Genomic DNA, 26,351 nt, shown 5'->3' on the forward strand with positions numbered 1-26,351 from the left:
TATCGAGCAAAATCAGACATTTCTACTTTGCTCAAACCGGACATTACTACTTTGCTCTTACAGGGTGGGCTCTCCGAGCCCACGCGTTACGGGCGTATCACGTGGGCCATAACGGCGATGTGCCGCTCGTTGACGTTTGCACACGCTGCGTGGGATATGTCACGGTCGCCGCGAAACAGAGACGCGCGTAACGCGTGGGCTCGGAGAGCCCACCCTACGGTACGCAACCGTCAGCAGTGTTGACAGACATTCCAGGACACCATCGTCTCGAACTTAAACGTCTTTGTACTCGTGGTATTTGCGCGCATCGCCGCGCACTTTATCGGCGGGATATTTGGCGCGGTTGAGGATCATCTTTTCCTCGACCGCCGCCATCAGGTCGACGTCGAGTTTATCGGCCAGGCTCACCAGGTAGACCAGTACGTCGGCCATCTCGTGGCGCACTGCGGTCAATTTGGCCTCGCCGAGTTCATCGCTGCGCCCATGCTGCAGCCACTGGAAATGTTCGAGCAGCTCGGCCGCCTCGACCGCCAGCGCCGACGACAGATTCTTCGGCGTATGAAACTGGTCCCAGTCGCGCTCGTCGACGAAGGTGCGCACCAGTTCGCGCAAGCGGGACAGGTCTCCAACCTTGCCCTGTCCCTCGCCAGAACTCACAGCTCTTCCCCGCGGTCGCGGTAGCCGTCCAGCACGACTTCGAGCTTGGGGGCGATTTCATCGAAACTGCTGACCGTGATGCCAAGGTCGCGCAGCAGGCCGTCGTGCACGCCGTAGACCCAGCTGTGGATGGTCAGCGGCTGGCCGCGTTCCCAGGCGTCGCGCACGATCGTCGTGTGGGCGACATTGATGACCTGCTCGGCCACGTTGAGTTCGACCAGGCGATTCGTCGCCGACACGCCGGCCACGTTGCCCAGGTATTTGCCGTGCTTGTCGCGCACGTCGCGCACGTGGCCGAGCCAGTTGTCGGCCAGGCCGACGCGGGTGTTGGTGAGCGCCGCATGCACGCCGCCGCAGCCATAATGGCCGCAGATGATGATGTGCTTGACCTTCAGGACGTCGACCGCGAATTGCAACACGGACAGGCAGTTCAGGTCCGAGTGCACGACCACGTTGGCGATATTGCGGTGGACGAACAGTTCGCCCGGCGCCATGCCGAGCAGTTCGTTGGCCGGCACGCGGCTGTCGGAGCAGCCGATCCACAGGTATTCGGGTGCTTGCTGCGAGGCCAGGTCTTTAAAATAGCCCGGGTCTTGCTCGACCATCGAGCCCGCCCATTCACGGTTGCGCTTGAAAAGGTCGGCAGCCGTGAGGCCGGTCGGGGTTTTTGCCATCTGATTCTCCTGCTGGTTTAAGCTGCGCGTATTGTAAACGCAACACACGAACGCGACACCGCCGCACGCGGGACGAAAAAAACCGCCGGGGGCTTGCACCACCCGGCGGTTCGTCTTGCAGCGATTACTCGAAGAAGTCTTTGACCTTGTCCATCCAGCCCTTGCTTTGCGGGCTGTGCTTGGCGCCGCCCTCGTTGGTGAGGCGGTCGAACTCGCGCAGCAGGTCTTTCTGCTTGTCGGTAAGTTTGACCGGGGTCTCGACGATCATGTGGCAGAACAAATCGCCGGCATAGCCCGAACGCACGCCCTTGATCCCTTTCCCCTTGAGGCGGAAGGTCTTGCCGGTCTGCGTACCTTCCGGCACCGTGAACGAGACTTTACCGGTCAGCGTCGGCACTTCGATCTCGCCACCCAGAGCCGCTTTCGAGAACGAGATCGGCATTTCGCAATGCAGGTCGTCGCCTTCGCGCTGGAACACCGCGTGCGGCTTGATGTGGATCTCGACGTACAGGTCGCCCGACGGACCGCCATTCGTGCCCGGCTCGCCGTTGCCGGTCGAGCGGATGCGCATGCCGTTGTCGATACCGGCCGGAATCTTGACTTCCAGCGTCTTGTTGCGCTTGATGCGGCCGGCGCCCGAGCACGATGGGCACGGTTCCGGGATCATCTTGCCGCTGCCATGGCACTTCGGGCAGGTTTGCTGGATGCTGAAGAAGCCCTGCTGCATGCGCACCTGGCCATGGCCGGCGCAGGTGGTGCAAGTGACCGGCTGCGTGCCCGGCTTGGCGCCGCTGCCATGGCAGGTGTCGCACTTGTCCCAGCTCGGCACGCGAATCGTCGTGTCGAAGCCGTTGGCCGCCTGCTCGAGCGTGATCTCGAGGTTGTAGCGCAGGTCGGCGCCGCGGTAGACCTGCGGTCCGCCGCCGCCGCGCCCGCCGCGGCCGCCGCCGAAGATGTCGCCGAAGATGTCGCCAAAGGCATCGCCGAAACCACCGGCGCCGCCACCGAAGCCGCCGCCACCCATGTTCGGATCGACGCCGGCGTGACCGTAGCGGTCATAGGCCTCGCGCTTCTCCGGATTGGTCAGCATCTCGTAGGCTTCCTTGACCTCCTTGAACTTCTCTTCCGCTTCCTTGTTGTCCGGGTTGCGGTCAGGGTGGTACTTCATCGCCAGTTTGCGATAAGACTTTTTAATTTCTTCTTCCGAAGCACCCTTTGCGACCCCAAGGATCTCGTAAAAATCACGCTTTGCCATTTGGCACCTTGCTGTTATCTACTGAATCGAACTGTCTGAGCAAAAAAGCCGAGCCGCGAACCTTTTGGGATTCATCGGCTCGGCCGTTCTACGCGAATACCAAATTACTTCGCGTCTTTGACTTCCTTGAAATCGGCGTCGACGACGTCGTCAGCCTGGGCCGACGCGTTGGTGCCCTGCTGTGCGCCACCCTGCTGTGCACCCCCTTCGGCGCCCGCACCGCCAGCCTGCTGGGCCTGCATGTCGGCGTACATCTTCTCGCCCAGCTTTTGCGCAGCGGTCGTCAGGGCCGCGGTCTTGGCTTCGATGTCGCCCTTGTCGCCGGACTTGATCGAACCTTCCAGATCGGTGATGGCCGCTTCGATCTTTTCCTTCTCGCCCGCTTCCAGCTTGTCGCCGTATTCGGTCAGCGACTTGCGGGTCGAGTGCACCAGCGCGTCGGCCTGGTTGCGCGACTCGGCCAGTTCCTTGATCTTCTTGTCTTCCTCGGCGTTCAGCTCGGCGTCCTTCACCATCTTCTGGATTTCGTCCTCGGTCAGGCCCGAGTTCGCCTTGATGGTGATCTTGTTTTCCTTGCCGGTGGCCTTGTCTTTCGCACCGACGTGCAGGATGCCGTTGGCGTCGATGTCGAAGGTCACTTCGATCTGCGGGGTGCCGCGTGCTGCCGGCGGGATGCCCTCGAGATTGAATTCGCCCAGGCCCTTGTTGCCGGCCGCGATTTCACGCTCGCCCTGGTACACCTTGATGGTCACTGCCGGCTGGTTATCGTCGGCGGTCGAGAACACTTGCGAGAACTTGGTCGGAATCGTGGTGTTCTTGTGGATCATCTTGGTCATCACGCCGCCCAGGGTTTCGATACCCAGCGACAGTGGCGTCACGTCCAGCAGCAGCAAGTCCTTGCGCTCGCCCGACAGGACCGAACCTTGAATCGCGGCGCCGACGGCGACGGCTTCGTCCGGGTTCACGTCCTTGCGTGCATCCTTGCCGAAGAACTCTTTGACTTTTTCCTGCACCTTCGGCATGCGGGTCATGCCGCCGACCAGGATGATGTCGTCGATGTCCGAGACCTTGACGCCCGCATCCTTGATGGCGATGCGGCATGGCTCGATCGTTTTGGCGATCAGTTCCTCGACCAGCGACTCCAGCTTGGCGCGGGTCATTTTCAGGTTCAGGTGGACCGGCGCGCCGTTCGCCATGGCGATGTACGGCTCGTTGATTTCGGTCTGCTGCGACGACGACAGTTCGATCTTCGCGCGCTCGGCCGAGGCCTTGATGCGCTGCAGGGCGATCGCGTCTTTCGACAGGTCGAGGCCGTTGATCTTCTTGAATTCGTCGATGATGTAATCGATGATGCGCTGGTCGAAGTCTTCGCCGCCGAGGAAGGTGTCGCCGTTGGTCGACAGCACTTCGAACTGCTTCTCGCCGTCCACGTCCGCGATCTCGATGATCGAGACGTCAAAGGTACCGCCGCCGAGGTCATACACGGCGATCTTGCGGTCGCCCTTGTCGGTCTTGTCCAGGCCGAAGGCCAGCGCGGCCGCGGTCGGCTCGTTGATGATGCGCTTGACGTCCAGGCCCGCGATACGGCCGGCGTCCTTGGTTGCCTGGCGCTGCGAGTCGTTGAAGTAGGCCGGCACGGTAATGACCGCTTCGGTGACTTCTTCGCCGAGGTAGTCTTCGGCGGTCTTCTTCATCTTGCGCAGGGTTTCAGCCGACACCTGCTGTGGCGCCAGCTTTTTATCGCGCACGCTGATCCAGGCGTCGCCATTGTCGGCCTTGACGATAGCGTACGGCATCAGGCCGATGTCCTTCTGGACTTCCTTCTCGTCGTACTTGCGGCCGATCAGGCGCTTGACGGCGAACAGGGTATTTTTTGGATTGGTGACAGCCTGGCGTTTCGCAGGTGCACCGACGAGGATCTCGCCATCTTCCTGGTAAGCGATGATCGACGGCGTGGTACGCGCGCCTTCCGCGTTTTCAATGACCTTTGGCTGGCCGTTTTCCATGATCGCAACGCACGAGTTGGTGGTGCCCAGGTCGATACCGATGATTCTGCCCATGATTTTTTTCCTTTGAATTACTGAAGTTTCGGATGTAGTGGAATATTGGGAAAAACTGCGTGCTTTCAAGGGGTTTTGCCAATCAGCACAGGATGTTTTTCTTATTTTGCCTGCGCTGCGGTGACGATGGCCGGACGCAACAGGCGGTCGGCGATCATGTAACCCTTTTGCAGCACGCTGACCACGGTATTGGCTTCCTGGTCGGCCGGGACCACGGCCACGGCCTGGTGCTTGTTCGGATCGAGCTTGTCGCCCTGCGCCGGCAGCACTTCGACCAGGCGGTTCTTCTCGAACGCGGCGGTCAATTGCTTGAGCGTCATCTCGACGCCTTCCTTGATCGATTCGACCGTCGGGCTTTCCACTTTCAATGCCATCTCGAGGCTGTCGCGCACCGGAACCATGGCCTCGGCGAAGCTTTCGATGGCAAATTTGTGGGCCTTGCTCACGTCTTCCTGGGCGCGACGGCGGATGTTCTCGGCGTCGGCCTTGGCGCGCATGAACGCGTCGTGCATTTCAGCCAGCTTGGCTTCGGTCGCACTCAGCTGTTCTTCGAGGCCTGGCTCTGCCGCGGCGGCCTGGGCAGCAGGAGCAGCATCGCTCTCCGGCTGGGGAATTACCTCTGGATTTTCTTGATCATGCATCGAAAACACTCCTGAAATCAAATACTTGGCTGAATAATGAGACGGACACAACTCGTCGTACAGCGCCGCATATGGGGCGATCTCCTACAACTTCAAGGGGTATTGCACAGAGGCCGGCAGAAAGACTGACAACATTTGTTACAACAGTTACCGATGAGCTGATTCTTTCCGGCGCGAGGCGCTCTACCATGCTCGCAAGACGCGTAACGACGTCTTTCGAACAAGAACCAAGGCCAAGGGAGCCAGCATGAAATTGCGAATGATCAGCAGCGCCGTCGTGATCTACACCGTGCTTGCGGTGGCGTGCATCTGCTACGCCGGGGTGTAGGCACGCCGTCAAAACGTGCCATTTTAACAGGTCGGCGGAGCCGACCTGCGTAGGCTGGGCCTAGGCGGCCCCGCGGTCCCCCGGTAGGCTGGGCGGGTCCCCCGCCCAGTGGTGATAGGTAACGCCCGATATGGCACGCCAGTACTGGCTGATCTATGCGCCTAAGCGCAAAGCATGCTCCCGCCCCACCTCCGCCTCGCGCCGCTCCGCCTCCCGCTGCGACGGACTCATCATGGTCGGCCAGCCAATCAAATGCTGCTCGGCGATCTCGGCCAACCCGACGATCCAGGTCGGCGCCTCGTTCAGGCAGGCAATATAGTGAAACTCCTTGCCGCCGGCCGCCTCGAAATCGTGCTTCACTTCCATCGAGATCTCTTCCAGCGTCTCCAGGCAATCGCTAGTGAATCCGGGACAGATCACATCTACGCGCTGAACACCCTGGCGCGCCAGTTCAGCCACGGTCGGCGCCGTGTACGGCTGCAGCCACTCGGCCTTGCCGAATCGCGACTGGAAGGTCACCAGGTAGTCGTCGGGCGACAAGCGCAGGCGCGCCGCCAGTAATCTCGCCGTCTTCTGGCATTCGCAGTAATACGGGTCGCCCAGCATCAGGGTGCGCTTGGGTACGCCGTGGAAACTCATGATGAGCTTCTGCCCGCGCCCGTGGGCTTCCCAGTGCGCCAGAACGGTATCGTGCAGCGCGTCGATATAGCCGTCGTGGTCGTGGTAATGCTTGACCAGGCGCAGCTCGGGCACGTTGCGAATGTTCTTGTAATGGGCAAACACCGCGTCCCAAATCGAACCGGTGGTCGTGCCCGAATACTGCGGATAGGCCGGCAGCACCACGATCCGGTCGCAACCCTCCGCCTTCAACGCATCCAGCACCTCCGGCAGCGAAGGCGAACCGTAACGCATCGCCATGCGCACCTGCACGCCTTCATGGCCGCGCTCCTGCAAGGCTTCGCCCAGCAGGTCCGCCTGCTTCTGCGTGTGCACCTTTAGAGGCGATCCTTCGCGCGTCCAGATCATCTGGTATTTCTTGGCCGACGCGCCGGAGCGGAACGGCAGGATGATCAGGTTCAGGATGAACCACCACACCAGGCGCGGGATCTCGACCACGCGCGGGTCGGACAGGAACTGCTTCAGATAGCGCTTCACCGCCGAGCGCGTCGGCGCGTCTGGCGTGCCGAGATTGACGAGCACGATGGCGCTGCGAGGGAGCGCGCCGTGGGTGTGAGCGGGTTCTTTTCTGAAGGACATGAGCGAACGGGTGATGAATGGGGCCTTCATTATAGGTGCGCCCGCTGCGCCTTCGCGTTGATATTCTCGATCGGTGCGATAGCCCAGCCGTTCGGCAAAGTGATTGTCGCGGGAGGCAAAAAAAACGCCGCTCAAGTAGCGGCGTCTGGTTTCTACATGCTGCTCAGGTCGTGACCTTCAGGCGCACGTCGATGTTGTTGCGCGTCGCATTCGAATACGGGCAGACGATGTGGGCCTTGTCGACCAGTTCCTGCAACTGCCCCTGCTCCATGCCAGGGCCGTGAATCGCCAGGTCGACTTCGATACCAAAGCCGGTCGGGATCGGGCCGATACCGACGTCGCCGGTTACGGTCAACTCTTCCGGCAGTTTCACTTTGGCCTGGCCGGCGACGAATTTCAGCGCGCCGAGGAAGCAAGCCGAATAGCCGGCCGCAAACAGCTGTTCGGGATTGGTGCCGGTAGCGCCATTGCCGCCGAGTTCTTTCGGCGTTGTCAGTTTGACGTCCAGCACGCCGTTGTCGCTGCGCGAGGTGCCTTCGCGGCCGCCCTGCGAGGTGGCCTTGGCGCGGTACAGGACTTTGTCGATGCTCATGCGAACCTCCTTTGTTTTGGTTGGAGAGAGATTGTGGCAGATGACGGTAGAGCGGCGCGCCCGGTAGGTGTCATGCACAACACCAGCAGCGGCATAATTTGATCGACTAGCGACCAGATAATCAATTCCCCCACAGTAAAAAAACACATGTTGGGGCTTCAAAACTTCATTGCTGCTGGGCGTTAAATATCTTGAACAGTAAATTCATTTGGCGCGTATTATGTTATGCATCCGGTAATGGCAATCCTATTATTTCGGGAGGGAAAATGCGTTTTTCTCGATGGATAATTCGAACTGCAGCAGTTTTCTTGATGGCCTTCGCAAAGCCTGGCCTGACAGCGAACGAGTCAGCCTCTCTCACATATCCCAACTGTCCCACGCAGTCCTTCGAAGAAATTCGCGCTCAAACAAAACCAACTGCGGTTGGGCGAGGAGAGGCACTGATCGATCGCGCGGTTTTTTGGAATCGCATTGAAAAGATCGCCAACACAAAGGAAGTCTTTAAATTTAAGACAAGCAAGAAAAACAAGGTTACTGGATTGACAACAGTCGTGGAAAAGGAAGTCACTTTCCACAAGAGCATTACTGATAATGAACATAGGACTGTCATAGAAGCGGTTTTTGATCGTTGGGAAGCCACCGGAGGTGGCCACCCCAAGCATCTGGCGCTTCTCCTCGGTACGGCCTATCGAGAGACTTGCGGCATCATGGCGAGCACCGTTGGAGAAGCCTGCGGATGCAGAAAGACCTGCAGCAAGGATGAATTTCAAGCTAGCAAATACGGACGAAAGGATAGTTGCGGCCGAGCTTACTTTGGCCGTGGATTCGTGCAGCTCACAGGCACAAGTAATTACGACTCGGTAGGGAAGCGGCTTAGCATCCCCTTACAGGACTATCCGAACCTGGCATACGAGCAGCCTTTCGCGATCATGATGCTGGTCGATGGCGTCAAAGGCCGTTGGTACGCCGGAAAGCCCCTGAATACCTATCTCGATGACGAACGTTCAGATTGGGTACGTGCTCGCGAGTCAGTCAACCCTGGCTCTGCGAACAAGGCTGCTACCGGATATCTGTCATGTCGTTTTTATGATGCAATCAAGCCGGCCTACCATAAGCCAGCACCGGCACAAGACCCGGCGCTATGTATGGCACTCAAGAATTTGTAACTCTCAATGCGAAGTCGCGGTGCTGATTAAACGTCAGGCAACGACGTGTATTAGGAAGCCAGCAACTCCCGCGCATGCTTCCGCGTCGTCTCCGTAATCTCGATCCCACCCAGCATCCTGGCCACTTCTTCCACGCGCGCGCGGTTGTTCAGCACCTCGATGCGCGAGACCGTGCGCCCTTCGCCGGTCGTGCCCTTGGCCACCTGGAAGTGTTGATTTGCCTGGCTCGCCACCTGCGGCAAGTGGGTCACGCACAGCACCTGCCGTTCCTGGCCCAAGCGTTTTAATAAGCGCCCGACCACTTCGGCCACGCCGCCGCCGATGCCGCTGTCGACTTCGTCGAAGATCAGGGTTGGCGTGGTGGTGGCGTTCGAGGTGATGACGGAAATGGCCAGCGAGATGCGCGCCAGTTCGCCGCCCGAGGCGACCTTGGCCAGCGGGCGCGCGGCGACGCCGGCGTGGCCGGCAACCAGGAATTCGACCACCTCGAGGCCATGCGCGCCCGGCTCGGCTGGATTGAGGCCGACTTCGAAGCGCCCGCCCCCCATGCTCAGTTCCTGCATCGCGTTCGTCACCTGCTCGCTCAGTGCGCGCGCGGCGTGCAGGCGCCGGTTCGACAGGCGCTCGGCCACCTTGCGGTAGGCGGCTTCCGCATTCGCTTCCTGGCGTTTGAGTCCTTCCATGTCACTGGCGTCGGCCAGTTGGCGCAGCTTGGCGGCCAGGGTGGCGTGTTCTTCGTGCAGTTCTTCCGGCGTGACGTGGTACTTGCGGGATGCGCTGTGCAGCGCGTCCATGCGCGCATCGACGACGCGCAGGCGGCCCGGGTCGAGTTCGACCTTGTCGATGTAGCTATTGAGCGCGTACACCGCTTCCTGCAGCTGGATGCGCGCCGGTTCCATGCAGTCGAGCACGGTCTGCAGTTCGGCGTCGACGTCGACCAGTTTGCCGAGCTTGGTGTTCAGCGAACTCAATTGCGACAGGATCGGGTGGTCCGATTCGGAAATCGCAGCCAGCGCTTCCTGCGCGCCTTCGATCAGGCTGGCGGCGTGCGACAGGCGGCTGTGCTCGTTGGTGATCTCGGTCCACTCGCCGGCTTTCGGCGCCAGTTTATCCAGTTCGCTCACCTGCCATTCGAGGCGCTCACGCTCGATCAGGACGTTCTTCGCATTCGTTTCGTATTCCTCGCGCTGGCGCGACAGCGCACGCCAGGCGCGCCAGGCGAGCGCCACTTCCTGCGCTTCGGCGGCGGCTTGCGGGTCGCGCACGGCGATCTGGTTGTCGAGCAGGGCGCGCTGGGCGTCGGCTTTCAATAAACTCTGGTGCGCGTGCTGGCCGTGGATGTCGACCAGCATTTCGCCGAGTTCGCGCAGCTGGCTGGCGGTGGCGGCGATGCCGTTGATATAGGCTTTCGAGCGGCCGGCGTTGTCGATCACGCGGCGCAGCAGGGCGCCGCCCTCTTCCACCGCGAACTCGTTTTGTTCGAGCCAGCTGGTGGCCGTTTCCGTGAGCGCGAAGTCGGCCGTGATGTCGGCCTTGGCCGCGCCTTCGCGCACCATGCTGGCGTCGCCGCGCCCGCCCAGGGCCAGCTGCAGCGCATCGATCAGGATCGATTTACCGGCGCCGGTCTCGCCGGTGAAAACCGAGAAGCCGCGGGCGAATTCGAGTTCGATGGTGTCGACGATAACGAAGTCGCGGATGGTCAGTGTGCGCAGCATGAAAAAGGGTGTCTCCCGGTTCTGGAAAAATTTTTTATTTCAGTTTGCCGTCGTTCGACGGGTACTCGTGCCAGTGCAGCTTTTCGCGCAGCGTGTGGTAATAGCTCCAGCCTTCCGGATGCAGGAAGGTGATGGTGTTGGGCGAGCGCGAGATGACGATCTCATCGCCATGCTGCAGCGAGGCGAAGGTCTGCATGTCGAAATTCACCGAGATGTCGCGTCCGCTGACGATCTCGACCACGATCTCGCTGGTGTCGGGAATCGCGATCGGCCGGTTCGACAGCGCGTGCGGGGCGATCGGCACCAGTACCACGCCTTGCAGGCTCGGGTGCAGCAGCGGGCCGCCGGCCGACAGCGCGTAGGCGGTGGAACCGGTCGGCGTCGAGACAATCAGGCCGTCCGAGCGCTGGTTGTACATGAAGTGGCCATCGACCGTGACGCGCAATTCCGCCATGCCGGCGCCGCTGCCGCGCGCCACCACCACGTCGTTGACGGCCACGCCGCAATAGATCATTTCTCCGCCGCGCATGACACGTCCTTCGAGCAGCGTGCGCTTTTCGGCGGTGGACTTGCCTTGCAGGATTTCGCCGAGCGCGGGCAGCATGCGGTCGACCGGGATGTCGGTAATAAAACCGAGGCGGCCGAGGTTAATGCCGATCAGGGCGATGTCGTATTTGGCGAGCTGGCGCGCGATGCCGAGCATGGTGCCGTCGCCGCCCATGACGATGACGAGCGGTACTTGCGCGCCGATCTCGGCCACCGTCATGGTCTCGACGCCGGGCATGCCGAGGTTGGCCGCCGTGTCCGCCTCGAATACGACGCGGTGCCCGGCTTCCTGCAGGAAGGCGACGATGCTGGCGACCGGCTCTTCGATGCCGGCCGTATTTTGCCGCACTACCAGCGCGATGATCGATTGCGATTCGGGTGTGGCGGGCATAAAGGTCTCTCGGCGATGGATGGGCGAACACGCTGGAGATTAACCGATAATCCCGGCCGCTGCCACCCGGCCGCGCATCAAATACTGTACAAAATCACAGTATAGATGCGGCAGGGTAGGAACCGCAAGATCAGGCGATCACGGCCAGTGCGGCGGCGGCAACAACGGCCAGCACCGCGCAGCACAAATGCATGCTCATCAGCACCAGCCAGCGCAGCGCGGTCAGGAGGCGACTACCCCCATACACCTTGCGCATCGCCGTCGGCAAGTAGAAGGCCAGCCACAGCATCAACAGCGGCGACAGCAGCGGAATACCGTCGGGCAGAACCAACACCAGGCTCAGCATCAGGAAGGCAAAGGCATTCGTGTGCAACGCGAATAGCAAGTGCTCGCCATAGCGCCGCCCCGAGCCCAGGTACAGTAGCTTGAGCAGGGCTGCAAACACCGGCATCAGCAGGAAGATCGCATACGGTGCATAGCTGAAGAAGGCCCGGGTCAGGGCATCGCGCTGTGCGTCGTGCGACAGTGCAATGAAATTCTTGACCTTCTTTCCTAGCGCTGGGTGGATCGCCGCCGCTTTGCTGCCTATCTTGTCGTCGTCACCTACGTCGAATTCGATCAGGCTGTCGGGTTTTCGCCTCTTTCCCAGTTCCTCGCGTCCTTCTTCGAGCGTCCCCGGCTGCGTTTTAGGGACCAGCACCGCGGATTTTGCGTCGAGCGGTACGCCCTTTTCCCGCGCGGACGCCTGCGCCTGCTCCTTGGGCGGCGCGTCTGGCACCGCGTTGCCAAAACTGAGGCCGCTGAACTTGAAGATTGCAAAGAAGATGATACTGAAGCTCAGGTACAGGCGCAGCGGCTCGACATAGCGCGCACGTTTGCCTTCGATGTAGTCGCGCGTCAAACGGCCCGGCCGGAACAGCAGCAGCGCCACCGACTTCCACAGTTTTCCTTCCAGCGCGACATAGTGCGCGATGAATTCGTGCAGGAATTCGCGCGCGCTCGGCACGTGCAGGTGCGCCGCCTGGCCGCATCCCTGGCAGAACTGACCGGCAATGTGGGTGCTGCAATTCGGGCAAACGGTGACGTGGTCCAACAGCAGCTCGTTTTTCACGGTAGGTTCCGACAAAGATGGCGAATACACATGGTAACTATTTAATTGCAAAAAAGCATCATCCAATTGCGCGACTCGCGTCCGAACGACACGTTAGGATTCATGCAAGAGTCAGCAGAGGAGAACCATATGGTTACCGAAACCAAAGATCGCTTCGTCAATACCGATGCGAAGATCGAAAACGACGGCGTCAAGCGCCAGCCGCACGAGCGCGACGAGTCGCCCGACGGCCAGGACACCAAACCGCGCGGCGTCATGAAGCAAGCCGCCGAAGACCTGGCCCAGGGCCTGGTCGACACCGACCTGCGCAACACGCCCGGCATCAGCGAAGCCGTCGAACCCGAAGCCGGCGCCACCGGCCAAGCCAACCCACAACCCGACCGCCATCGTTCGATGCGCGATCACGATTCGGTCGAGCCCGTTCCGGGCAAGAACCGCTGAAAGGATTTACCCATGACCATCAAACGCAACGGCAGCGCCGTCTGGAGCGGCGGTTTAAAGGACGGCAAGGGCGCCGTCTCGACCGGCAGCGGCGTGCTTCAAGATTCGCAATATGGTTTCAATACCCGTTTTGAAGACGGCCCCGGCACCAATCCGGAAGAACTGATCGGCGCCGCGCACGCGGGCTGCTTCACCATGGCCCTGTCCGGCCAGCTGGGCCAGGCCGGCTTGACGGCCGAGGAACTGCGCACCACCGCAACGGTCTCGATGGAAAAGGTCGAGGGCGGCTTTTCGATCACGGCCGTGCACCTGGACCTGGTGGCGAAGATCCCCGGCGCCAGCCAGGAAGCCTTTGATAAGGCAGCCACGACCGCAAAGGAAAACTGCCCGGTGTCGAAGCTGCTCAATGCCGAGATCACGCTGACGTCGCGCCTGGAAAACTAGCGCACTACACGGCTTATGCCGGAGGGCGTAGGGTGGGCACTCGTGCCCACGCGGGCTCATCGGTCGATCTGAAGAGCAAACGAGCCTAAGCCGCGATGCGTGTGCAAGCATCGCTATTGTTCACATGCCGTACCGCGTGGGCACAAGTGCCCACCCTACAGTACATGGCCGCATCGGCAAAAATTGTCCCAAGCGCATAAAATTACCGCTTTCAGAACCAACCAGAAAGACACCCCATGCGCTTCCTGCATACCATGCTCCGCGTCGGCGACCTGCAACGCTCGATCGACTTCTACACCAACGTGCTCGGCATGAAACTGCTGCGCACCAGCGACAATCCCGAATACAAATACAAACTCGCCTTCCTCGGCTACGGCAGCAATCCCGACCATGCCGAACTCGAGCTGACCTACAACTACGGCACCGACAGCTATGACATGGGCACCGCCTATGGCCACATCGCCATTTCCGCCGAAGACATCTACGCCACCTGCGACGCTGTGCGCGCCGCCGGCGGCAACATCACGCGCGAACCGGGCCCGGTCAAGGGCGGATCGACCGTGATTGCTTTCGTCACCGATCCGGATGGCTACAAGATCGAGTTCATCCAGCGCAAGGACGACGGCGCTCCGGGCGGCCTGAGCAATTAAGCGCCCGTCGGCAGCATCTGGACGATGCTGCTACAATCCTCTCGCCTGATTTCCAGGCAACAAATACGTCTTCGGGGCGGGGTGGAATTCCCCACCGGCGGTATGACCGGCAACGGTCGAGCCCGCGAGCGCCTGTTTTCATCCTGAAAATAGGGTCAGCAGATCTGGTGCGATGCCAGAGCCGACGGTCATAGTCCGGATGAAAGAAGATGTGCGTTATGACGTGTGAAGCACGTGCGTGCTCGCCAGCTTGCCTGGCAGCCCGCCGGCGTGCTCGCGCGTGCCTTCGCTTGCCCTGATGCGTTTTTCGCCAACTGACCGCGAGGAGCGTTTCACATGTTAGTCAATACCTACACCCTTCACAGTCCTGACCTGGACGGCCGCATCGCAGCAGCACTGGCCGCGACCCGTGCCGGGATTCCCGTCATCCTGCTCGACGACTTCGACCGCGAGAACGAAGCCGACCTGATCGTCGCCGCTGACAAGCTGACCGTCGAAACGATGGCCCTGATGATCCGCGAATGCAGCGGCATCGTCTGCCTGTGCCTGGCGGCCGATACCGTGCGCAACTTGCAGCTGCCGCCGATGGCGGCCGAGAACGGCAGCCGCTACGGCACGCCGTTTACGGTGTCGATCGAGGCGCGCGACGGCGTCACCACCGGCGTGTCGGCACAGGACCGCGTCACGACGATCCGCGCCGCCATCGCCCACGACGCCAAGCCGGAACACCTGGTGCGTCCAGGTCACGTGTTCCCGCTGCGGGCGACACCGAACGGCGTGCTGGCCCGCGCCGGCCACACCGAAGGCTCGGTCGATCTGGCGACCATGGCGGGCTTGCAGCCGGCCGCCGTCCTCTGCGAACTGATGAACCCGGACGGCACCATGATGCGTGGCGACGCCATCGAACGCTTCGCCGAAGAGCGCGGCTTTCCGATCCTGACGATTGCCGAGCTGATCGCATGGCGCAAGCGCCAGGCGTAACAAAGCATCGGCATGAATCGACGGCGCTGCGGCGCCGTTTTTCATTTGAGAAATTTTTGCACAAGGTCACCGAGCCGTTTGACCGTGGCCAAGCAAACTCTTCAATGGGCGAACGAACCCGCGCGTGCGTCCTAGACTGGACCGTCAACTCGTCAATGGAGGCGTCATGTTCACGTTCCGGTCAGCAAGCACAACTTTTCGTCCCGCGCATGCAGCGGCACTCGCACTGGTCGCCGTGCTCGCCGGCTGCGGCGGTGGCAGTGGTGGTCATGGCGGTGGCAATGGCGGTGGGGGCGGTGGTGGTGGCGGCGGTGTATCGCCCCCAGCGCCAGCACCTGCACCAGCGCCAGCGCCAGAACCGACACCGGCCAATCCGCCGCCACAGGCCGATCAGGGCCCGGTCTACGATTTCATCGCACTCGGCCTGCCCGGCAGCACCTATGGCGACATCGGGCGCTACGGTCTGACCCATAACAACTGGGTCGCGGGCACCTCGTACGACGCGTCAGGCAACCCGCGTGTCTTCGTCTTCAACGGCAAGACCAATGTCGATATCGGCACCTTCGGCGGTAGCGGCGGCCGGGCCCTGTCGATCAACCGCTGCGGCCAGGTAGCGGGCTGGGCCCTGACGGCAGCGGGCGTCCCGCATGCATTCTTCTATGACGGCACCAAACACGACATCGGCACGCTGGGGGGCACCGAATCCTACGGCTATGCGATTACCACCTGCGGCAGGGTGGCGGGCTGGGCCAGCACGGCGCAAGGCGAGACCCACGCTTTCTACTACGACAGCAACGGCATGCGCGACCTCGGCACCTTCGGCGGCAATGGCTCGTATGCACTGGCCTTGAATAGCGTCGGCCAGGCGGTCGGCTATGCGTATGGTCCGAACAACGCCTGGTTCCGCGCCTTCCTGTACGACGCCCGCACCGGCGCGCCGATCCAGGACCTCGGCGCACTGGGCACCAGTTCGCTGGCGCAAGACATCAACGATGCCGGCCAGGTTGTCGGTTATGCCCGTGACGGCTTCGGCCCGCTGCGCGCCTTCCGCTACGAAGCCGGAACAATGCACGACCTGGGCTTGCTGCCCGGTGCGGAAGGGGCGGAGGCGCGTGCCATCAATGCCGCCGGCCACGTCGTCGGGTATGCCTATTTTGCCGGCAGCCGCCACGCATTCCTGCACGACGGCAGCACGCTGCGCGACCTGGGTACGCTCGGTGGCAGCAATTATTCCGATGCGCTCGCGATCAATGCCGGCGGCCTGGTGGTCGGCTCGTCCGTGAATCCCACGGCCGGGGCCGAGCACGCAACCGCATGGGGTCCCGGCTACGGCATCGTCGACCTCAACGAGCGCGTCAAGGAGCTGCCGGCGGGGACAGTGCTGGTGTCGGCGCTGGCGGTGGCGGATGACGGCGCGATCGCGGTACGTACGAATACCGGATTGGGATTGCTGCGTCCGCGTAAGTAAGTAAGTAAATAAGTAAATAAGTAAATAAGTAAGTAAGTAGCACAACAACGAAAAACGGCGCCAGATCGGCGCCGTTTTTTATTTGCACTCCGAGCTCAGGATGCAAATTTTATGTGCACGCGTAATTCCCGCGGAATTACTTTTGCAGCAGGTTATTCACCGGCACCAGGTCCGCTTCGCGCAGCGAGCCGGACGCGGCCTTTAAACGCAGGCCGTTCAGGATCGTGTTGTAGCGGGCGCGCGCCAGGTCGGTGCGGGTCGAGTACAGCTGGCGCTGGGCATTCAGGACGTCGATGTTGATGCGCACGCCGACCTGGTAACCGAGCTTGTTCGACTCCAGCGCCGACTGGCTCGACACTTCGGCTGCCTGCAGCGCCTTGACTTGCGCCAGGCCGCTGTTCACGCCAAGGAAGGCCTGGCGTGCCTGCAGGGCGGCATTGCGGCGCGTGGTCTCGAGGTCGTTGCGCGCCCGGTCTTCCAGCGCGATGGCTTCGCGCACGCGGCTGGTGACGGCAAAGCCGCTAAAGATCGGCACCGTCCATTGCACGCCGATGGCATTGCCGCGCGAGTCGCCCGACGCGCCCGCGACGCGGCCGTTGACGTCGCGGCGGGTAGAGCTGGCCACCAGGTCGAGCGTCGGCAGGTGGCCGGCGCGGTTTTTCGAGATGTCGCGCTTGGCCGACTCGAGCGACAGCTGCGACACCGTCACACCGTAGTTCTGGTTCTCGGCCGACGACACCCAGGGGTCGACGTTGGCCGGCTGCGGCGGCGCCAGCGTGACACCGCTCTGCAGCGGCGCCAGCGTGCCCGGCTCGGCGCCGATAATCATCTGCAGCATCGTGCGGCGGTTTTCCAGCTCGTTCACGGCCGCGAACTCCTGCGCCACCACCAGGTCGTAGGCCGCCTGCGCCTCATGGGTGTCGGTGATAGTCTGGGTGCCGACCTCGAAGTTGCGCTTGGCCGAGGCCAGCTGCTCGGTCACGGCGCTTTTCTGGGCGCGCGTCGATTCCAGCGTGTCCTGGGCCGACAACACGTCGAAATAGGCTTGCGCCACGCGCGTGATCAGGTCTTGCTGGGCCTGCGCGAACTGGGCTTCGGCGATCGCCTGGGCCAGCTTGCTTTGTTCATAGGTCTGCCAGCGGTCCCAGCGGAACAGCGGCTGGCTCAGCGCCAGCGTGTAGTCGTTGGTGCGCAGGTTCGAGCCGCTGGCGCCGACCACGGTCGGCACACCGCCCACGACGACCGTCTGGCCTTCGTTGAACGGCGAGAAATCGCTGTTGTTCTTGGTGATCGCGCCCGACAGGCCGACCGTCGGCAGCAGCCCCGCCCTCCCCTGGGTGATACGCTCGCGTCCCGCCGCGAGCGAAGCACGCGCGCTGGCATAGGTGGCGTCGTTGGCCAGGGCCTGCTGGTACACCTGGATCAGGTCGATCGCGTGCGCATTGAGCGACACGAAGGCGCTGGCCAGCAGCACGGCGATGAGGGGTTTCTGCATTGCGGTCTCCGTCGGAGTCATCAAAAGTTGAGGAATGAGGTCAATACTTCGGCATCGCCGGATCGACCTGCAAGGCCCAGGCGTGTATTCCGCCCGTTAAATTCGTTACGTTCTCGAACCCGTTGCGTTCGAGGAAAGCGGCTACCTGCATGCTGCGCGCACCGTGGTGGCAGATGCAGACGATGTCCCGGTCGTCCGGCAATTCGCCGGCGCGGATCGGTACCAGGTGCATCGGGATCTGGGTCGAGCCGGCGATGTGGCAGGTCTCGAATTCCCAGTTCTCGCGCACGTCGAGCAGGAGCGGCTGCGGCCTGGCCTGGTCAGCCAGGCGTTCGGCCAGCTCGGGCGCGGTCATGTGTTGCATCGCGCGTCCCGATCAGAAGGTGAAACGCGACACGGCCGGGGCGCCCGACAGCATCTTGACGTTGGTCTCGAATACCGTGACAGTCTCGTAGGCGGCATCGGACACGCGCGTCACCAGCACGCACTGCATGGCCGGCGCGTTACCGATGATGGCGGCGATGCGGCCGCCGACCTTCAACTGCTTCAGGAAGGCTTCCGGCATGTTTTCCAGGGCGCCCGAAATCACGATCACGTCGTAGGGGGCGTCCTTTTCCCAGCCGCTGGCGCCATTGCCTTCGACTACGGTGACGTTCTGGATGCCGGCGCGGGCGATGTTCTGTTCGGCCAGGGCCTTGATTTCCGGCGAGATCTCGACCGTGGTCACGTGACGCGCTTTATGCGCCATCAGCGCGGCCATGTAGCCCGAGCCGGCGCCGATTTCCAGCACGTTCTCGTGTTTTTGAATCTTCAATTCCTGCAGGATGCGCGCTTCGATCTTCGGATTAAACATCGCTTCGCCGCCCGGCAGCGGGATTTCCACGTCGGCGAACGCCAGGTTCTGATAGGACTGCGGCACGAACTGTTCGCGCTTGACCACATGCAGCAGGTCGAGCACGTCCTGGTCCAGCACGTTCCACGGACGGATCTGCTGTTCGATCATGTTAAAGCGGGCTTGTTCGATATTCATCTCAATACTCGGTGGAAAGGAAATAATCCGATATTTTATCGTTGAACTGCCATTGAGCGTGCATCTTATCGGGATGCCATTACGATCGCGTTAAATTGCGACAGTCTGCAGTTTGGGAGGGGTGAACGCCGGGAATCCGGCGCCATACCGATGAGGCGCGCCGGCGCCCGCTATGCGCCGGCTTGCGCAGCCTTGCAGTCCGGCGGCAGCAGGCCGTAGAGGGCCATGTCGAGGAAACTGGCGAGAAAGGCTTGCGGTTCGAGGTCGCCCCGTTCGCAGGGACCGACCGAGTGTTTCCAGGTGACGAGCATGAGCATCGGCGCCATCAGCACCTGCGTCATCTGGGTGACGTCGATCTGGCGGAACTCGCCGCGCGTGATGCCGCGCTCGAGCATGCTGGAAATCATGCGCGTGCCGCGGTTGATGACCTCGATCTGATAAAACTTGGCCAGTTCCGGGAAATTACCGGCTTCGGCCATGACGAGCTTGATGATGCCGGAGGCCTTGCTGGCGCCGATCCGGTCCCACCAGTCCATCAACACCTTGCGCAGCAGGTCGGCGCTGTGGCCTTCGAATTCGGCGACCGAGGATTCGGCCGCGCCGATGACGGGCACGATGCTGTTGCGCACGACGGCTTTGAAGAGCTCTTCCTTGTTCTCGAAATACAGGTACAAGGTGCCTTTCGACACGCCGGCGCGACGCGCCACGTCTTCCAGCCGGGTCGAGGCGAAACCGCGCTCGACGAACAGGTCGATCGCGGCCGCCAGCAGTTCATGCGGACGAGCATCCTTGCGGCGCTCCCAGCGCGGCTTGGTGTCAAAGGAACATTCCATGCTTCTGCCCGACAACATACCATTAAGTCATCGAATATAGACCCGAGCTCGGGGGTAGTCAAGCACGCTGCATGTCGACACCCGCGCACATCGTGTTCCGGTATCGACAAGCGCTCAGGGCGCCTTGCCGCCGTACCCGTAGATACGCCCGCTCGAGCCGGGCTTGAACAGGGTGCCGGCCGGATCGCGTGGGGCTGCATCCGTTTGCTGGCGCGGCGCCTGGAATACGGACAGCACGTCGACCACACCTGGCAGCAGCTTTTCCATGGCCACGTCGAAACTGGCGACGGCGCCGACTTTCAGGCTGCGCGTCGGCGTGGTGGCCGCCTGCAGGATGGCGTCGGCGACCTGGTGCGGGTCGAGGCGCGGCGCCGGCAACTTCGGTTCGTGCGGCAGGTAATTACGCGCATGCTGGGGCAGCGGTGTGTCGACCGCGGTCGGTTCGATCAGGGCAATCGAGACCGGCGCGCCATCCATGTGTTCGATTTCGATGCGCAGCGCATCCGTGAATCCTTTGACGGCATGCTTGCTGGCCGAATACATGCCCTGCAGGGGAATCGCCAGTTCCGACGCCTCGCTGCCGACATTCACCAGCGCGCCGCCCGTCATGCGCAGGTGCGGCAGCGCCGCCAGCGAACCGTTGACCATGCCCCAGAAATTGATGTCGAACAGGCGCCGGCTGTCGGCTTCGGTGACTTCGTCCAGCCGGCCGTAGATCGTGCTCCCAGCACAATTGACCCAAGTATCGATGCGGCCGAAATGGGCGATGGCCCGGCGCGCCACCTCATCCACCTGGGCGCGGTCGGACACGTCGGCCACCACGTGGATGGCCGCATGGCCGCCGGTGGCCAAGCCGTCGGCGATGGCTTCCAGCACATCGCCGCTGCGCGCCACCAGCACCAGCGTCGCCCCGCGCTGGGCCGCGTCCTGGGCCGTGGCCAGGCCGATGCCGCTGGAGGCGCCGGTAATGACGATGACTTGCTGGTCGAGTGGCTTGAGCGAACTTGCCATTGTAAAAACTCCAGTAGTTGACGAGTGCGCCAACCTTAGCAGGATCGATTCGGGGGCAGCGCCCGCCTGTTGGCCGGGCTTCGGGCGCGTTATACTGTGCGGTCCTTTTTCCTCCCCCTACCCGATGAATTGCCGCGACCATTGCGGTGCCTGCTGCACCGCGCCCTCGATTACCAGTCCGATTCCCGGCATGCCCAACGGCAAGCCGGCTGGCGTGCGTTGCGTGCAGCTCGACGACGACAACCGCTGCCGCGTGTTCGGCAAGCCCGAGCGGCCGGCGTTTTGCGGGGGCTTGCAGCCGTCGATCGAGATGTGCGGGGATGATCGCGGGCAGGCGATGATCTGGCTGGAGGAATTGGAACGGGCGACGGCGCCGGACTAAGTTGTGCTGGCGGACGTGGGCTGTTGCCTGGTGATGTGCCTGGTGTCTTCAATCACGGTGGGCATGCCCACCCTACGGATGAGGCTGCGGGTCCGGACAGCGGCGTCTCGTGTACGGTGGGCATGCCCACCCTACGAGGATGTGGTTCGGACTGCGGCGTCTCCGTAGGGTGGGCATGCCCACCGGAATTCAACCTACCGATAACCCGGCAGGCAACAACCCCGCGTCAAAAAGCAAACCGCACCCTTATTTCTCACCCTCATCCTGCGGCAGCACCAGCCCGCGCACCTTCGTCCGCTTCTTCTTTTTCACCGTCGTCGAGATCTCCTGCCCCGGCTTGATGGCGGGCGGCGGCGCCACTGGCAAGGGAAAGCCGAGGAACACCATGATCAATAAAATCGGCAGCAGCAAATAAAACAGGGGCCGGCGCCAGTTGAGTTTTTGTTTCAGCATTGCCAATAGATGCGTATTGACAATGCGCGTTCAAGTGGCGCGCGCCTGTTTATTCGGTATGTACGTCAGGCGGCGCGCTGATGGCCGCCGCGCTTCTTCTGCTGCACATGGGCGAATAGGGTGCCCAGCGTCATGCGTTCGTCCCAGATATCGGCCAGCGCCACGTCGTAGCGGTTGCGCAATTCGTTGGCCAGGCGCTCGACTTCCTTCGATTCCGGGATCCATTTGGCGGGATTGAGGGCACGATATACGCCCAACAATTGATCGTCGGGACGAAACTTTTGGGTTTCAGTGGCGCGGAAGGAAAATGCGTCGGCGAACAGGGCGAGGAATTCGCCGATTTGCCGTTTCGAGGCAGAAGGAAAGGCGCGGCGCCACAGGCGGGCCTGGGAAGTACGTGCACGGAAAGGATTGGGGATCTGTCCTATGGCAAGGGCGGACCATGCAACCGCCAGCAAGACCAGGATTGCAACAATACTCATCGTTGAACGGCAGAGTGAATCATGAACCCAGTCTAGCACGCGATTGGCGTCGTGGCGCATTGGCCTTGGATATTGTGCGGACGGCCGATGCGGCCTGAACACGCTGGCAAAACCTCAATATTTCCGCCATAAAATTCATTGGCCGCCGCTGCCTGGCTCGACGGTTAGGGCCTTGCTCGTGGTAAGCTTCGACCCCGCGCAATTCTTCCGCGTTCCAATTCGTTCCGCAGTCCGACCCTACAACAGACAAAGCATTTCATGGATATTCTTCTCGCCATCAAGGCGATCATTATGGGCCTGGTCGAGGGCTTTACCGAGTTCCTGCCGATCTCGTCCACCGGTCACCTGATCCTGGCGGGCAGCCTGCTGAATTTTACGGGCGAGAAAGTCAAAGTCTTCGAGATCGCAATCCAGGCCGGCGCCATGCTGGCCGTGATCTGGGAATTCCGCGAGCGCATCGCACGCGTACTGAGCGGCATGTTCACCGAGCGGCGCCAGCAGAAGTTCATCGTCAACGTGGTCGTCGCCTTCCTGCCGGCCGCCCTGCTCGGCCTGGTGTTCGCCAACGCCATCAAGGCCGAGCTGTTCAAGCCGGTGCCGGTGGCGCTCGCCTTCATCATCGGCGGGCTGGTGATCCTGTGGGTCGAGCGTCGTCCCAAAGGCGTGCAACAGGGCTTGCCGCATGCTGCACGGGTCGAAACCGTCGACGATATGACTTTATTGGACGCCCTCAAAATCGGCTGCGCCCAGGCCTTTGCCCTGATTCCCGGCACCAGCCGTTCAGGCGCCACCATCATCGGCGGCATGCTGTTCGGCCTGTCGCGCAAGGCGGCCACCGAATTCTCGTTCTTCCTCGCCATTCCGACCCTGCTCGGCGCCACCGCCTATTCGGTCTACAAGGAACGCGCCCTGCTGTCGCTGGCCGACCTGCCGATGTTCGGCATCGGCGGCCTGTCCGCCTTCATCTCCGCCTTCCTGTGCGTGCGCTGGCTCCTGCGCTACATCAGTTCGCACGACTTCACGATCTTCGCCTGGTACCGTATCGTGTTCGGCATCATCGTGCTCGTCACCGCGCATTACGACCTGGTGCACTGGGCGGAATAAGCCGGCGGCAATACTTAAACTCCCTATCATGACCACCGAACTGGAAGCGCGCGCCCTACACCTGCTGGAAACCGTCTTCGGTTACCCGGCTTTCCGCGGGCAGCAAGCCGACATCGTCAATCACGTCGCCAGCGGCGGCGACGCCCTCGTGCTGATGCCGACCGGCGGCGGCAAGTCGCTGTGCTACCAGATTCCCGCGCTCCTGCGCGAGGGGGTGGGCGTGGTCATTTCTCCGCTGATCGCGCTGATGCAGGACCAGGTCGACGCCCTGGAAGAAGTCGGCGTGCGCGCCGCTTTCCTGAATTCGACCCAGACCTTCGAGGAAACCCTGCGCATCGAGCGCCTGGTGCGCACCGGCGAAATCGACCTCGTTTACGTGGCGCCCGAGCGCTTGATGACGCAGCGCTGCCTCGACCTGTTCCACGATTCGCGCATCTCGCTGTTCGCAATCGACGAAGCGCACTGCGTGTCGCAATGGGGGCACGACTTCCGTCCGGAATACATCCGGCTCTCGATCCTGCACGAGCAATTTCCCACCGTGCCGCGCATCGCGCTCACGGCGACAGCCGACCAGCAGACGCGCGACGAGATCGCGCATCGCCTGCAGCTGGACGACGCCCGCAAATTCGTCTCGTCCTTCGATCGCCCCAACATCCGCTATTCGATCGTCGAAAAGACCACCGGGCGCAAGCAACTGCTCGACTTCATCAGCACCGAACACCCGGGTGATTCGGGCATCGTGTATTGCCTGTCGCGCAAAAAGGTCGAGGAAACCGCCGACTTCCTGAACGAGCACGGCATCCGCGCGATGGCCTATCACGCCGGCATGGAGCATGCGAAACGCGCCCAGAACCAGGCCAAGTTCTTGCGCGAAGAAAACATCGTGATGGTGGCAACGATCGCCTTCGGCATGGGCATCGACAAGCCGGACGTGCGTTTCGTCTGCCACCTGGATCTGCCGAAAAGTATCGAGGGCTATTACCAGGAAACGGGCCGCGCCGGCCGCGACGGCGCCCCGGCCAGCGCCTGGATGGCCTATGGTTTGCAGGACGTGGTGCTGCAGCGGCGCATGATCGACGAGTCGGAAGCCGACGAAACGTTTAAACGCGTGCTGTCGATGAAGCTCGACGCCATGCTGGGCTTGTGCGAAACCCTGAGTTGCCGGCGCATGCGCCTGCTCGACTATTTCGGCGAGCGCTCGGGGCCGTGCGGCAATTGCGATACGTGTTTGATCCCGCCGGTGAGTTTCGATGCGACCGTGCCGGTGCAAAAACTGTTGTCGACCATCTACCGGGTTGACCAGCGCTTTGCCGCCGGTCACGTGATCGACGTGCTGCGCGGCGTGCAGACCGACCGCATCAGCCAGTGGCACCACGATTCCTTGTCCGTGTACGGCATCGGCAGGGACATGGGCGAGCAGGAATGGCGCGCGCTCGTACGCCAGACCATCGCGCTGGGCCTGGTCACGGTCGACCATGAATCCTATAGTTCGCTGAAGCTGACCGACGCCGCGCGTCCGGTACTCAAAGGCGGGCAAAAGGTGCAGCTGCGCCAGTACCAGAAACCGGTCAAGCCGAAGCGCGCTTTCACCGCGTCCAAAGGCAGCTACGAAGAACTGGAGCTGTCGAAATCCGAACAAGCCCTGTTCGAGCGCCTGCGTTCCTGGCGCATGGGCGCGGCGCGCACGCATGGCGTGCCGGCGTATGTCGTGTTCCAGGATGCGACGCTGCGCGAGATCGCCAAGGTCAAACCGACGTCGCTCGATCAATTGCGCGGCGTGACGGGCGTCGGCGAAAAGAAACTGGTTTCCTACGGCGACGACATCGTCGGCATCATCAACGACATGCTGTAGCGCCCTGCGCAGCACTGATTAATTTTATTCCATGCACATCGATTCCCCTTCCAGCGCGACAGCCGCTGGCGTGCCGGCCAATGCCGCCAGCCTGCAAACCTTCGTGTTCGCCCTGTTCTTCATTTTCGGCGGTATCACGAGCCTCAACGACGTCATCATCCCGAAGCTGAAAGACCTGTTTACGCTGAGCTATGCACAGGCGATGCTGGTGCAGTCGGCGTTTTTCGCCGCGTATTTCATCGTCTCGATTCCGGCGGCCGCGATCGTGCGGCGGATCGGTTACATGCGCACCGCGGTCGTCGGCCTGCTGACCATGACGGCCGGCTGCCTGCTGTTCATTCCGGCCTCCTCGTCCGGCATGTTCCCGACCTTCCTGGTTGCCCTGTTCGTGCTCGCTTCGGGCATCACCATCGTGCAAGTGGTGGCCAATCCGCTCATCTCGCTGCTCGGGGCGCCGCACACCGCGCACAGCCGCCTGACCTTTGCCCAGGCCTTCAATTCGCTTGGCACGACCGTCTTTCCGTATGTCGGCGCCATCCTGATCCTCGGTTCGCTGGCCACCATCGACCCGGCCACCCTGTCGGGCGCGGCGCTGGACGCGTACCGCGCCGATGAAACGCGCATCGTGGTCCAAACCTATCTCGGCCTCGCTGTCGCACTGGTGGTCGTGGCGGCACTGGTCTGGCACAACCGCAAGAAGCTGGTCGAAGCGCCGGCGCCGAAGGTAAGCATGCTGCGCGCCTTCGAACTGCTGCGCCAGCCACGTTTCGCGCTGGGTGCGCTGTGCATCTTCCTGTACGTGGGCGCCGAAGTGGCGGTCGGCTCCGTGATCGTGAACTATCTGATGGAAGCGAACGTACTGGGACTGGATGCCGAAGCGGCCGGCAAGCACGTGCCGCTGTACTGGGGCGGCGCGATGGTCGGCCGCTTCATTGGTGCGGCCCTGCTGCGCATGTTCTCGCCGGGCAAAGTGCTGGCCTGCGCGGCAACCGTGACGATCACGCTGTTGCTCGTGTCGGCCAACAGCACGGGCATGGTGTCGGGCTGGTCGCTGCTGGCGGTCGGCCTGTTCAATTCGATCATGTTCCCGACGATTTTCTCGCTCGCCTGCGAAGGCCTGGGCGAGCGCGCGGCCGAGGGATCGGGCCTGATTTGCATGGCCATCGTCGGCGGTGCGATCGTGCCCCTGCTGATGGGCCATGCGGCCGACACGGTGGGCCTCAAAATGGCCTTGATCGTGCCGGCGCTGTGCTATGCGGTGATCGTGTGCTTTGGCATATTTGCGCGGCGGCCGCGGAAAGCTTGACAGGCTGCGCCAGCGTACAAAAAAGC

27 protein-coding genes and 1 riboswitch are annotated in these 26,351 nt (G+C 62.1%); of the genes, 10 read left to right on the top strand and 17 right to left on the bottom strand.

The genetic code is table 11. The features are described from left to right. Positions 1-273: 273 nt before the first annotated feature. From IFT60_RS23500 to IFT60_RS23530, 7 genes are all read right to left on the bottom strand, one after another. Positions 274-657, bottom strand: a complete 384-nt coding sequence (locus tag IFT60_RS23500) for a nucleotide pyrophosphohydrolase (RefSeq protein WP_192056362.1) — start codon at positions 655-657, stop codon at positions 274-276. After that, positions 654-1,331 carry a carbonate dehydratase gene (can, locus tag IFT60_RS23505; RefSeq protein WP_192056364.1) on the bottom strand — a complete coding sequence of 226 codons (678 nt, stop codon included), beginning with the start codon at positions 1,329-1,331 and terminating at the stop codon, positions 654-656. Before can ends, IFT60_RS23500 begins: the two co-directional genes overlap by 4 nt. Before the next feature lie 124 nt (positions 1,332-1,455). Beyond that, positions 1,456-2,586: a molecular chaperone DnaJ gene (gene dnaJ, locus IFT60_RS23510; protein WP_192056366.1), complete on the bottom strand. Its 1,131-nt coding sequence runs from the start codon at positions 2,584-2,586 to the stop codon at positions 1,456-1,458. A 104-nt stretch (positions 2,587-2,690) separates the two neighbouring features. Next, entirely contained in the window at positions 2,691-4,646 is a 1,956-nt protein-coding gene (gene dnaK / locus IFT60_RS23515; RefSeq protein ID WP_192056369.1) for a molecular chaperone DnaK, read from the bottom strand. A gap of 101 nt (positions 4,647-4,747) precedes the next feature. Continuing rightward, positions 4,748-5,287: a nucleotide exchange factor GrpE gene (gene grpE, locus IFT60_RS23520; protein WP_192056372.1), complete on the bottom strand. Its 540-nt coding sequence runs from the start codon at positions 5,285-5,287 to the stop codon at positions 4,748-4,750. A gap of 481 nt (positions 5,288-5,768) precedes the next feature. Then, a complete protein-coding gene (gene hemH, locus IFT60_RS23525) occupies positions 5,769-6,872 on the bottom strand; it encodes a ferrochelatase (RefSeq protein ID WP_192056470.1) in 1,104 nt (367 codons plus the stop codon). Between the two features lie 163 nt (positions 6,873-7,035). Further along, the gene (locus IFT60_RS23530; RefSeq protein ID WP_192056375.1) at positions 7,036-7,464 is read right to left on the bottom strand and encodes an organic hydroperoxide resistance protein; all 429 of its coding nucleotides are present in this window, start codon (positions 7,462-7,464) and stop codon (positions 7,036-7,038) included. 191 nt (positions 7,465-7,655) lie between these two features. On the opposite strand from IFT60_RS23530, the gene IFT60_RS23535 reads away from it, so the two are divergent. After that, entirely contained in the window at positions 7,656-8,630 is a 975-nt protein-coding gene (locus IFT60_RS23535) for a hypothetical protein (protein ID WP_192056377.1), read from the top strand. Positions 8,631-8,680: 50 nt separating this feature from the next. On the opposite strand, the gene recN is transcribed toward IFT60_RS23535, so the two are convergent. From recN to IFT60_RS23550, 3 genes are all read right to left on the bottom strand, one after another. Then, positions 8,681-10,345 carry a DNA repair protein RecN gene (gene recN, locus IFT60_RS23540; protein ID WP_192056380.1) on the bottom strand — a complete coding sequence of 555 codons (1,665 nt, stop codon included), beginning with the start codon at positions 10,343-10,345 and terminating at the stop codon, positions 8,681-8,683. 34 nt (positions 10,346-10,379) lie between these two features. After that, complete coding sequence (locus tag IFT60_RS23545; RefSeq protein WP_192056382.1) at positions 10,380-11,282, bottom strand: NAD kinase; 903 nt, start codon at positions 11,280-11,282, stop codon at positions 10,380-10,382. Positions 11,283-11,412: 130 nt separating this feature from the next. Continuing rightward, the gene (locus IFT60_RS23550; protein WP_374011022.1) at positions 11,413-12,393 is read right to left on the bottom strand and encodes a DUF3667 domain-containing protein; all 981 of its coding nucleotides are present in this window, start codon (positions 12,391-12,393) and stop codon (positions 11,413-11,415) included. 129 nt (positions 12,394-12,522) lie between these two features. Here IFT60_RS23550 and IFT60_RS23555 point away from each other — a divergent pair, with 129 nt between their 5' ends. The 5 genes from IFT60_RS23555 to IFT60_RS23575 all read left to right on the top strand — a co-directional run bounded on the left by IFT60_RS23555 (position 12,523) and on the right by IFT60_RS23575 (position 16,377). Further along, positions 12,523-12,834, top strand: a complete 312-nt coding sequence (locus IFT60_RS23555; RefSeq protein ID WP_192056384.1) for a serine hydrolase family protein — start codon at positions 12,523-12,525, stop codon at positions 12,832-12,834. Between the two features lie 12 nt (positions 12,835-12,846). Continuing rightward, positions 12,847-13,278, top strand: a complete 432-nt coding sequence (locus IFT60_RS23560) for an OsmC family protein (protein WP_192056386.1) — start codon at positions 12,847-12,849, stop codon at positions 13,276-13,278. Between the two features lie 236 nt (positions 13,279-13,514). Next, complete coding sequence (gloA, locus tag IFT60_RS23565; RefSeq protein WP_192056388.1) at positions 13,515-13,928, top strand: lactoylglutathione lyase; 414 nt, start codon at positions 13,515-13,517, stop codon at positions 13,926-13,928. Positions 13,929-13,991: 63 nt separating this feature from the next. After that, positions 13,992-14,143: riboswitch (FMN riboswitch) on the top strand. Between the two features lie 121 nt (positions 14,144-14,264). After that, positions 14,265-14,909 carry a 3,4-dihydroxy-2-butanone-4-phosphate synthase gene (gene ribB, locus IFT60_RS23570; RefSeq protein WP_192056391.1) on the top strand — a complete coding sequence of 215 codons (645 nt, stop codon included), beginning with the start codon at positions 14,265-14,267 and terminating at the stop codon, positions 14,907-14,909. A 166-nt stretch (positions 14,910-15,075) separates the two neighbouring features. Beyond that, entirely contained in the window at positions 15,076-16,377 is a 1,302-nt protein-coding gene (locus IFT60_RS23575; protein WP_192056393.1) for an HAF repeat-containing protein, read from the top strand. 136 nt (positions 16,378-16,513) lie between these two features. Here the strand turns inward: IFT60_RS23575 and IFT60_RS23580 are convergent, their stop codons facing one another. The 5 genes from IFT60_RS23580 to IFT60_RS23600 form a co-directional block, all read right to left on the bottom strand. Next, the gene (locus IFT60_RS23580) at positions 16,514-17,872 is read right to left on the bottom strand and encodes a TolC family outer membrane protein (RefSeq protein WP_192056395.1); all 1,359 of its coding nucleotides are present in this window, start codon (positions 17,870-17,872) and stop codon (positions 16,514-16,516) included. A gap of 40 nt (positions 17,873-17,912) precedes the next feature. Beyond that, the gene (locus tag IFT60_RS23585) at positions 17,913-18,236 is read right to left on the bottom strand and encodes a rhodanese-like domain-containing protein (protein WP_192056397.1); all 324 of its coding nucleotides are present in this window, start codon (positions 18,234-18,236) and stop codon (positions 17,913-17,915) included. A 12-nt stretch (positions 18,237-18,248) separates the two neighbouring features. Continuing rightward, positions 18,249-18,902: a protein-L-isoaspartate O-methyltransferase family protein gene (locus IFT60_RS23590; protein ID WP_192056399.1), complete on the bottom strand. Its 654-nt coding sequence runs from the start codon at positions 18,900-18,902 to the stop codon at positions 18,249-18,251. Positions 18,903-19,072: 170 nt separating this feature from the next. Beyond that, positions 19,073-19,735 (bottom strand): TetR/AcrR family transcriptional regulator, encoded by a 663-nt coding sequence (locus tag IFT60_RS23595; RefSeq protein WP_192056401.1) that lies wholly within the window; start codon positions 19,733-19,735, stop codon positions 19,073-19,075. 114 nt (positions 19,736-19,849) lie between these two features. Beyond that, positions 19,850-20,746: an SDR family oxidoreductase gene (locus IFT60_RS23600; protein ID WP_192056403.1), complete on the bottom strand. Its 897-nt coding sequence runs from the start codon at positions 20,744-20,746 to the stop codon at positions 19,850-19,852. A 124-nt stretch (positions 20,747-20,870) separates the two neighbouring features. Between IFT60_RS23600 and IFT60_RS23605 the strand changes: the two genes are divergently transcribed. Then, on the top strand, positions 20,871-21,128 hold the full coding sequence (locus IFT60_RS23605; RefSeq protein ID WP_192056405.1) for a YkgJ family cysteine cluster protein: 258 nt from the start codon (positions 20,871-20,873) through the stop codon (positions 21,126-21,128). A gap of 246 nt (positions 21,129-21,374) precedes the next feature. Here IFT60_RS23605 and IFT60_RS23610 read toward each other — a convergent pair whose 3' ends face one another. Both IFT60_RS23610 and IFT60_RS23615 read right to left on the bottom strand, forming a co-directional pair. Next, positions 21,375-21,581, bottom strand: coding sequence for a hypothetical protein (locus IFT60_RS23610; protein WP_192056407.1), 207 nt, complete (start codon positions 21,579-21,581; stop codon positions 21,375-21,377). A 65-nt stretch (positions 21,582-21,646) separates the two neighbouring features. Beyond that, positions 21,647-22,123 (bottom strand): hypothetical protein, encoded by a 477-nt coding sequence (locus IFT60_RS23615; RefSeq protein ID WP_192056409.1) that lies wholly within the window; start codon positions 22,121-22,123, stop codon positions 21,647-21,649. A gap of 198 nt (positions 22,124-22,321) precedes the next feature. Between IFT60_RS23615 and IFT60_RS23620 the strand changes: the two genes are divergently transcribed. The 3 genes from IFT60_RS23620 to IFT60_RS23630 are packed head-to-tail and all read left to right on the top strand — an operon-like array spanning position 22,322 to position 26,325. Then, positions 22,322-23,167, top strand: a complete 846-nt coding sequence (locus IFT60_RS23620; protein ID WP_192056411.1) for an undecaprenyl-diphosphate phosphatase — start codon at positions 22,322-22,324, stop codon at positions 23,165-23,167. Between the two features lie 28 nt (positions 23,168-23,195). Next, positions 23,196-25,019: a DNA helicase RecQ gene (gene recQ, locus IFT60_RS23625; protein WP_192056413.1), complete on the top strand. Its 1,824-nt coding sequence runs from the start codon at positions 23,196-23,198 to the stop codon at positions 25,017-25,019. Positions 25,020-25,050: 31 nt separating this feature from the next. Beyond that, on the top strand, positions 25,051-26,325 hold the full coding sequence (locus IFT60_RS23630) for a sugar MFS transporter (RefSeq protein WP_192056415.1): 1,275 nt from the start codon (positions 25,051-25,053) through the stop codon (positions 26,323-26,325). Positions 26,326-26,351 lie beyond the last annotated feature (26 nt).

Origin of the sequence: Massilia sp. CFBP 13721, from assembly GCF_014842025.1 — a bacterium.
Taxonomy (GTDB): Bacteria; Pseudomonadota; Gammaproteobacteria; order Burkholderiales; family Burkholderiaceae_D; genus Telluria.

Coding starts and splice junctions, on each gene's coding strand:
- can (WP_192056364.1), bottom strand. CDS start 1,331: ATGGCAAAAACCCCGACCGGCCTCACGGCTGCCGACCTTTTCAAGCGC.
- dnaJ (WP_192056366.1), bottom strand. CDS start 2,586: ATGGCAAAGCGTGATTTTTACGAGATCCTTGGGGTCGCAAAGGGTGCT.
- dnaK (WP_192056369.1), bottom strand. CDS start 4,646: ATGGGCAGAATCATCGGTATCGACCTGGGCACCACCAACTCGTGCGTT.
- grpE (WP_192056372.1), bottom strand. CDS start 5,287: ATGCATGATCAAGAAAATCCAGAGGTAATTCCCCAGCCGGAGAGCGAT.
- hemH (WP_192056470.1), bottom strand. CDS start 6,872: ATGTCCTTCAGAAAAGAACCCGCTCACACCCACGGCGCGCTCCCTCGC.
- IFT60_RS23530 (WP_192056375.1), bottom strand. CDS start 7,464: ATGAGCATCGACAAAGTCCTGTACCGCGCCAAGGCCACCTCGCAGGGC.
- recN (WP_192056380.1), bottom strand. CDS start 10,345: ATGCTGCGCACACTGACCATCCGCGACTTCGTTATCGTCGACACCATC.
- IFT60_RS23545 (WP_192056382.1), bottom strand. CDS start 11,282: ATGCCCGCCACACCCGAATCGCAATCGATCATCGCGCTGGTAGTGCGG.
- IFT60_RS23555 (WP_192056384.1), top strand. CDS start 12,523: ATGGTTACCGAAACCAAAGATCGCTTCGTCAATACCGATGCGAAGATC.
- IFT60_RS23560 (WP_192056386.1), top strand. CDS start 12,847: ATGACCATCAAACGCAACGGCAGCGCCGTCTGGAGCGGCGGTTTAAAG.
- gloA (WP_192056388.1), top strand. CDS start 13,515: ATGCGCTTCCTGCATACCATGCTCCGCGTCGGCGACCTGCAACGCTCG.
- ribB (WP_192056391.1), top strand. CDS start 14,265: ATGTTAGTCAATACCTACACCCTTCACAGTCCTGACCTGGACGGCCGC.
- IFT60_RS23575 (WP_192056393.1), top strand. CDS start 15,076: ATGTTCACGTTCCGGTCAGCAAGCACAACTTTTCGTCCCGCGCATGCA.
- IFT60_RS23580 (WP_192056395.1), bottom strand. CDS start 17,872: ATGCAGAAACCCCTCATCGCCGTGCTGCTGGCCAGCGCCTTCGTGTCG.
- IFT60_RS23585 (WP_192056397.1), bottom strand. CDS start 18,236: ATGCAACACATGACCGCGCCCGAGCTGGCCGAACGCCTGGCTGACCAG.
- IFT60_RS23590 (WP_192056399.1), bottom strand. CDS start 18,902: ATGAATATCGAACAAGCCCGCTTTAACATGATCGAACAGCAGATCCGT.
- IFT60_RS23595 (WP_192056401.1), bottom strand. CDS start 19,735: ATGGAATGTTCCTTTGACACCAAGCCGCGCTGGGAGCGCCGCAAGGAT.
- IFT60_RS23600 (WP_192056403.1), bottom strand. CDS start 20,746: ATGGCAAGTTCGCTCAAGCCACTCGACCAGCAAGTCATCGTCATTACC.
- IFT60_RS23605 (WP_192056405.1), top strand. CDS start 20,871: ATGAATTGCCGCGACCATTGCGGTGCCTGCTGCACCGCGCCCTCGATT.
- IFT60_RS23610 (WP_192056407.1), bottom strand. CDS start 21,581: ATGCTGAAACAAAAACTCAACTGGCGCCGGCCCCTGTTTTATTTGCTG.
- IFT60_RS23615 (WP_192056409.1), bottom strand. CDS start 22,123: ATGCGCCACGACGCCAATCGCGTGCTAGACTGGGTTCATGATTCACTC.
- IFT60_RS23620 (WP_192056411.1), top strand. CDS start 22,322: ATGGATATTCTTCTCGCCATCAAGGCGATCATTATGGGCCTGGTCGAG.
- recQ (WP_192056413.1), top strand. CDS start 23,196: ATGACCACCGAACTGGAAGCGCGCGCCCTACACCTGCTGGAAACCGTC.
- IFT60_RS23630 (WP_192056415.1), top strand. CDS start 25,051: ATGCACATCGATTCCCCTTCCAGCGCGACAGCCGCTGGCGTGCCGGCC.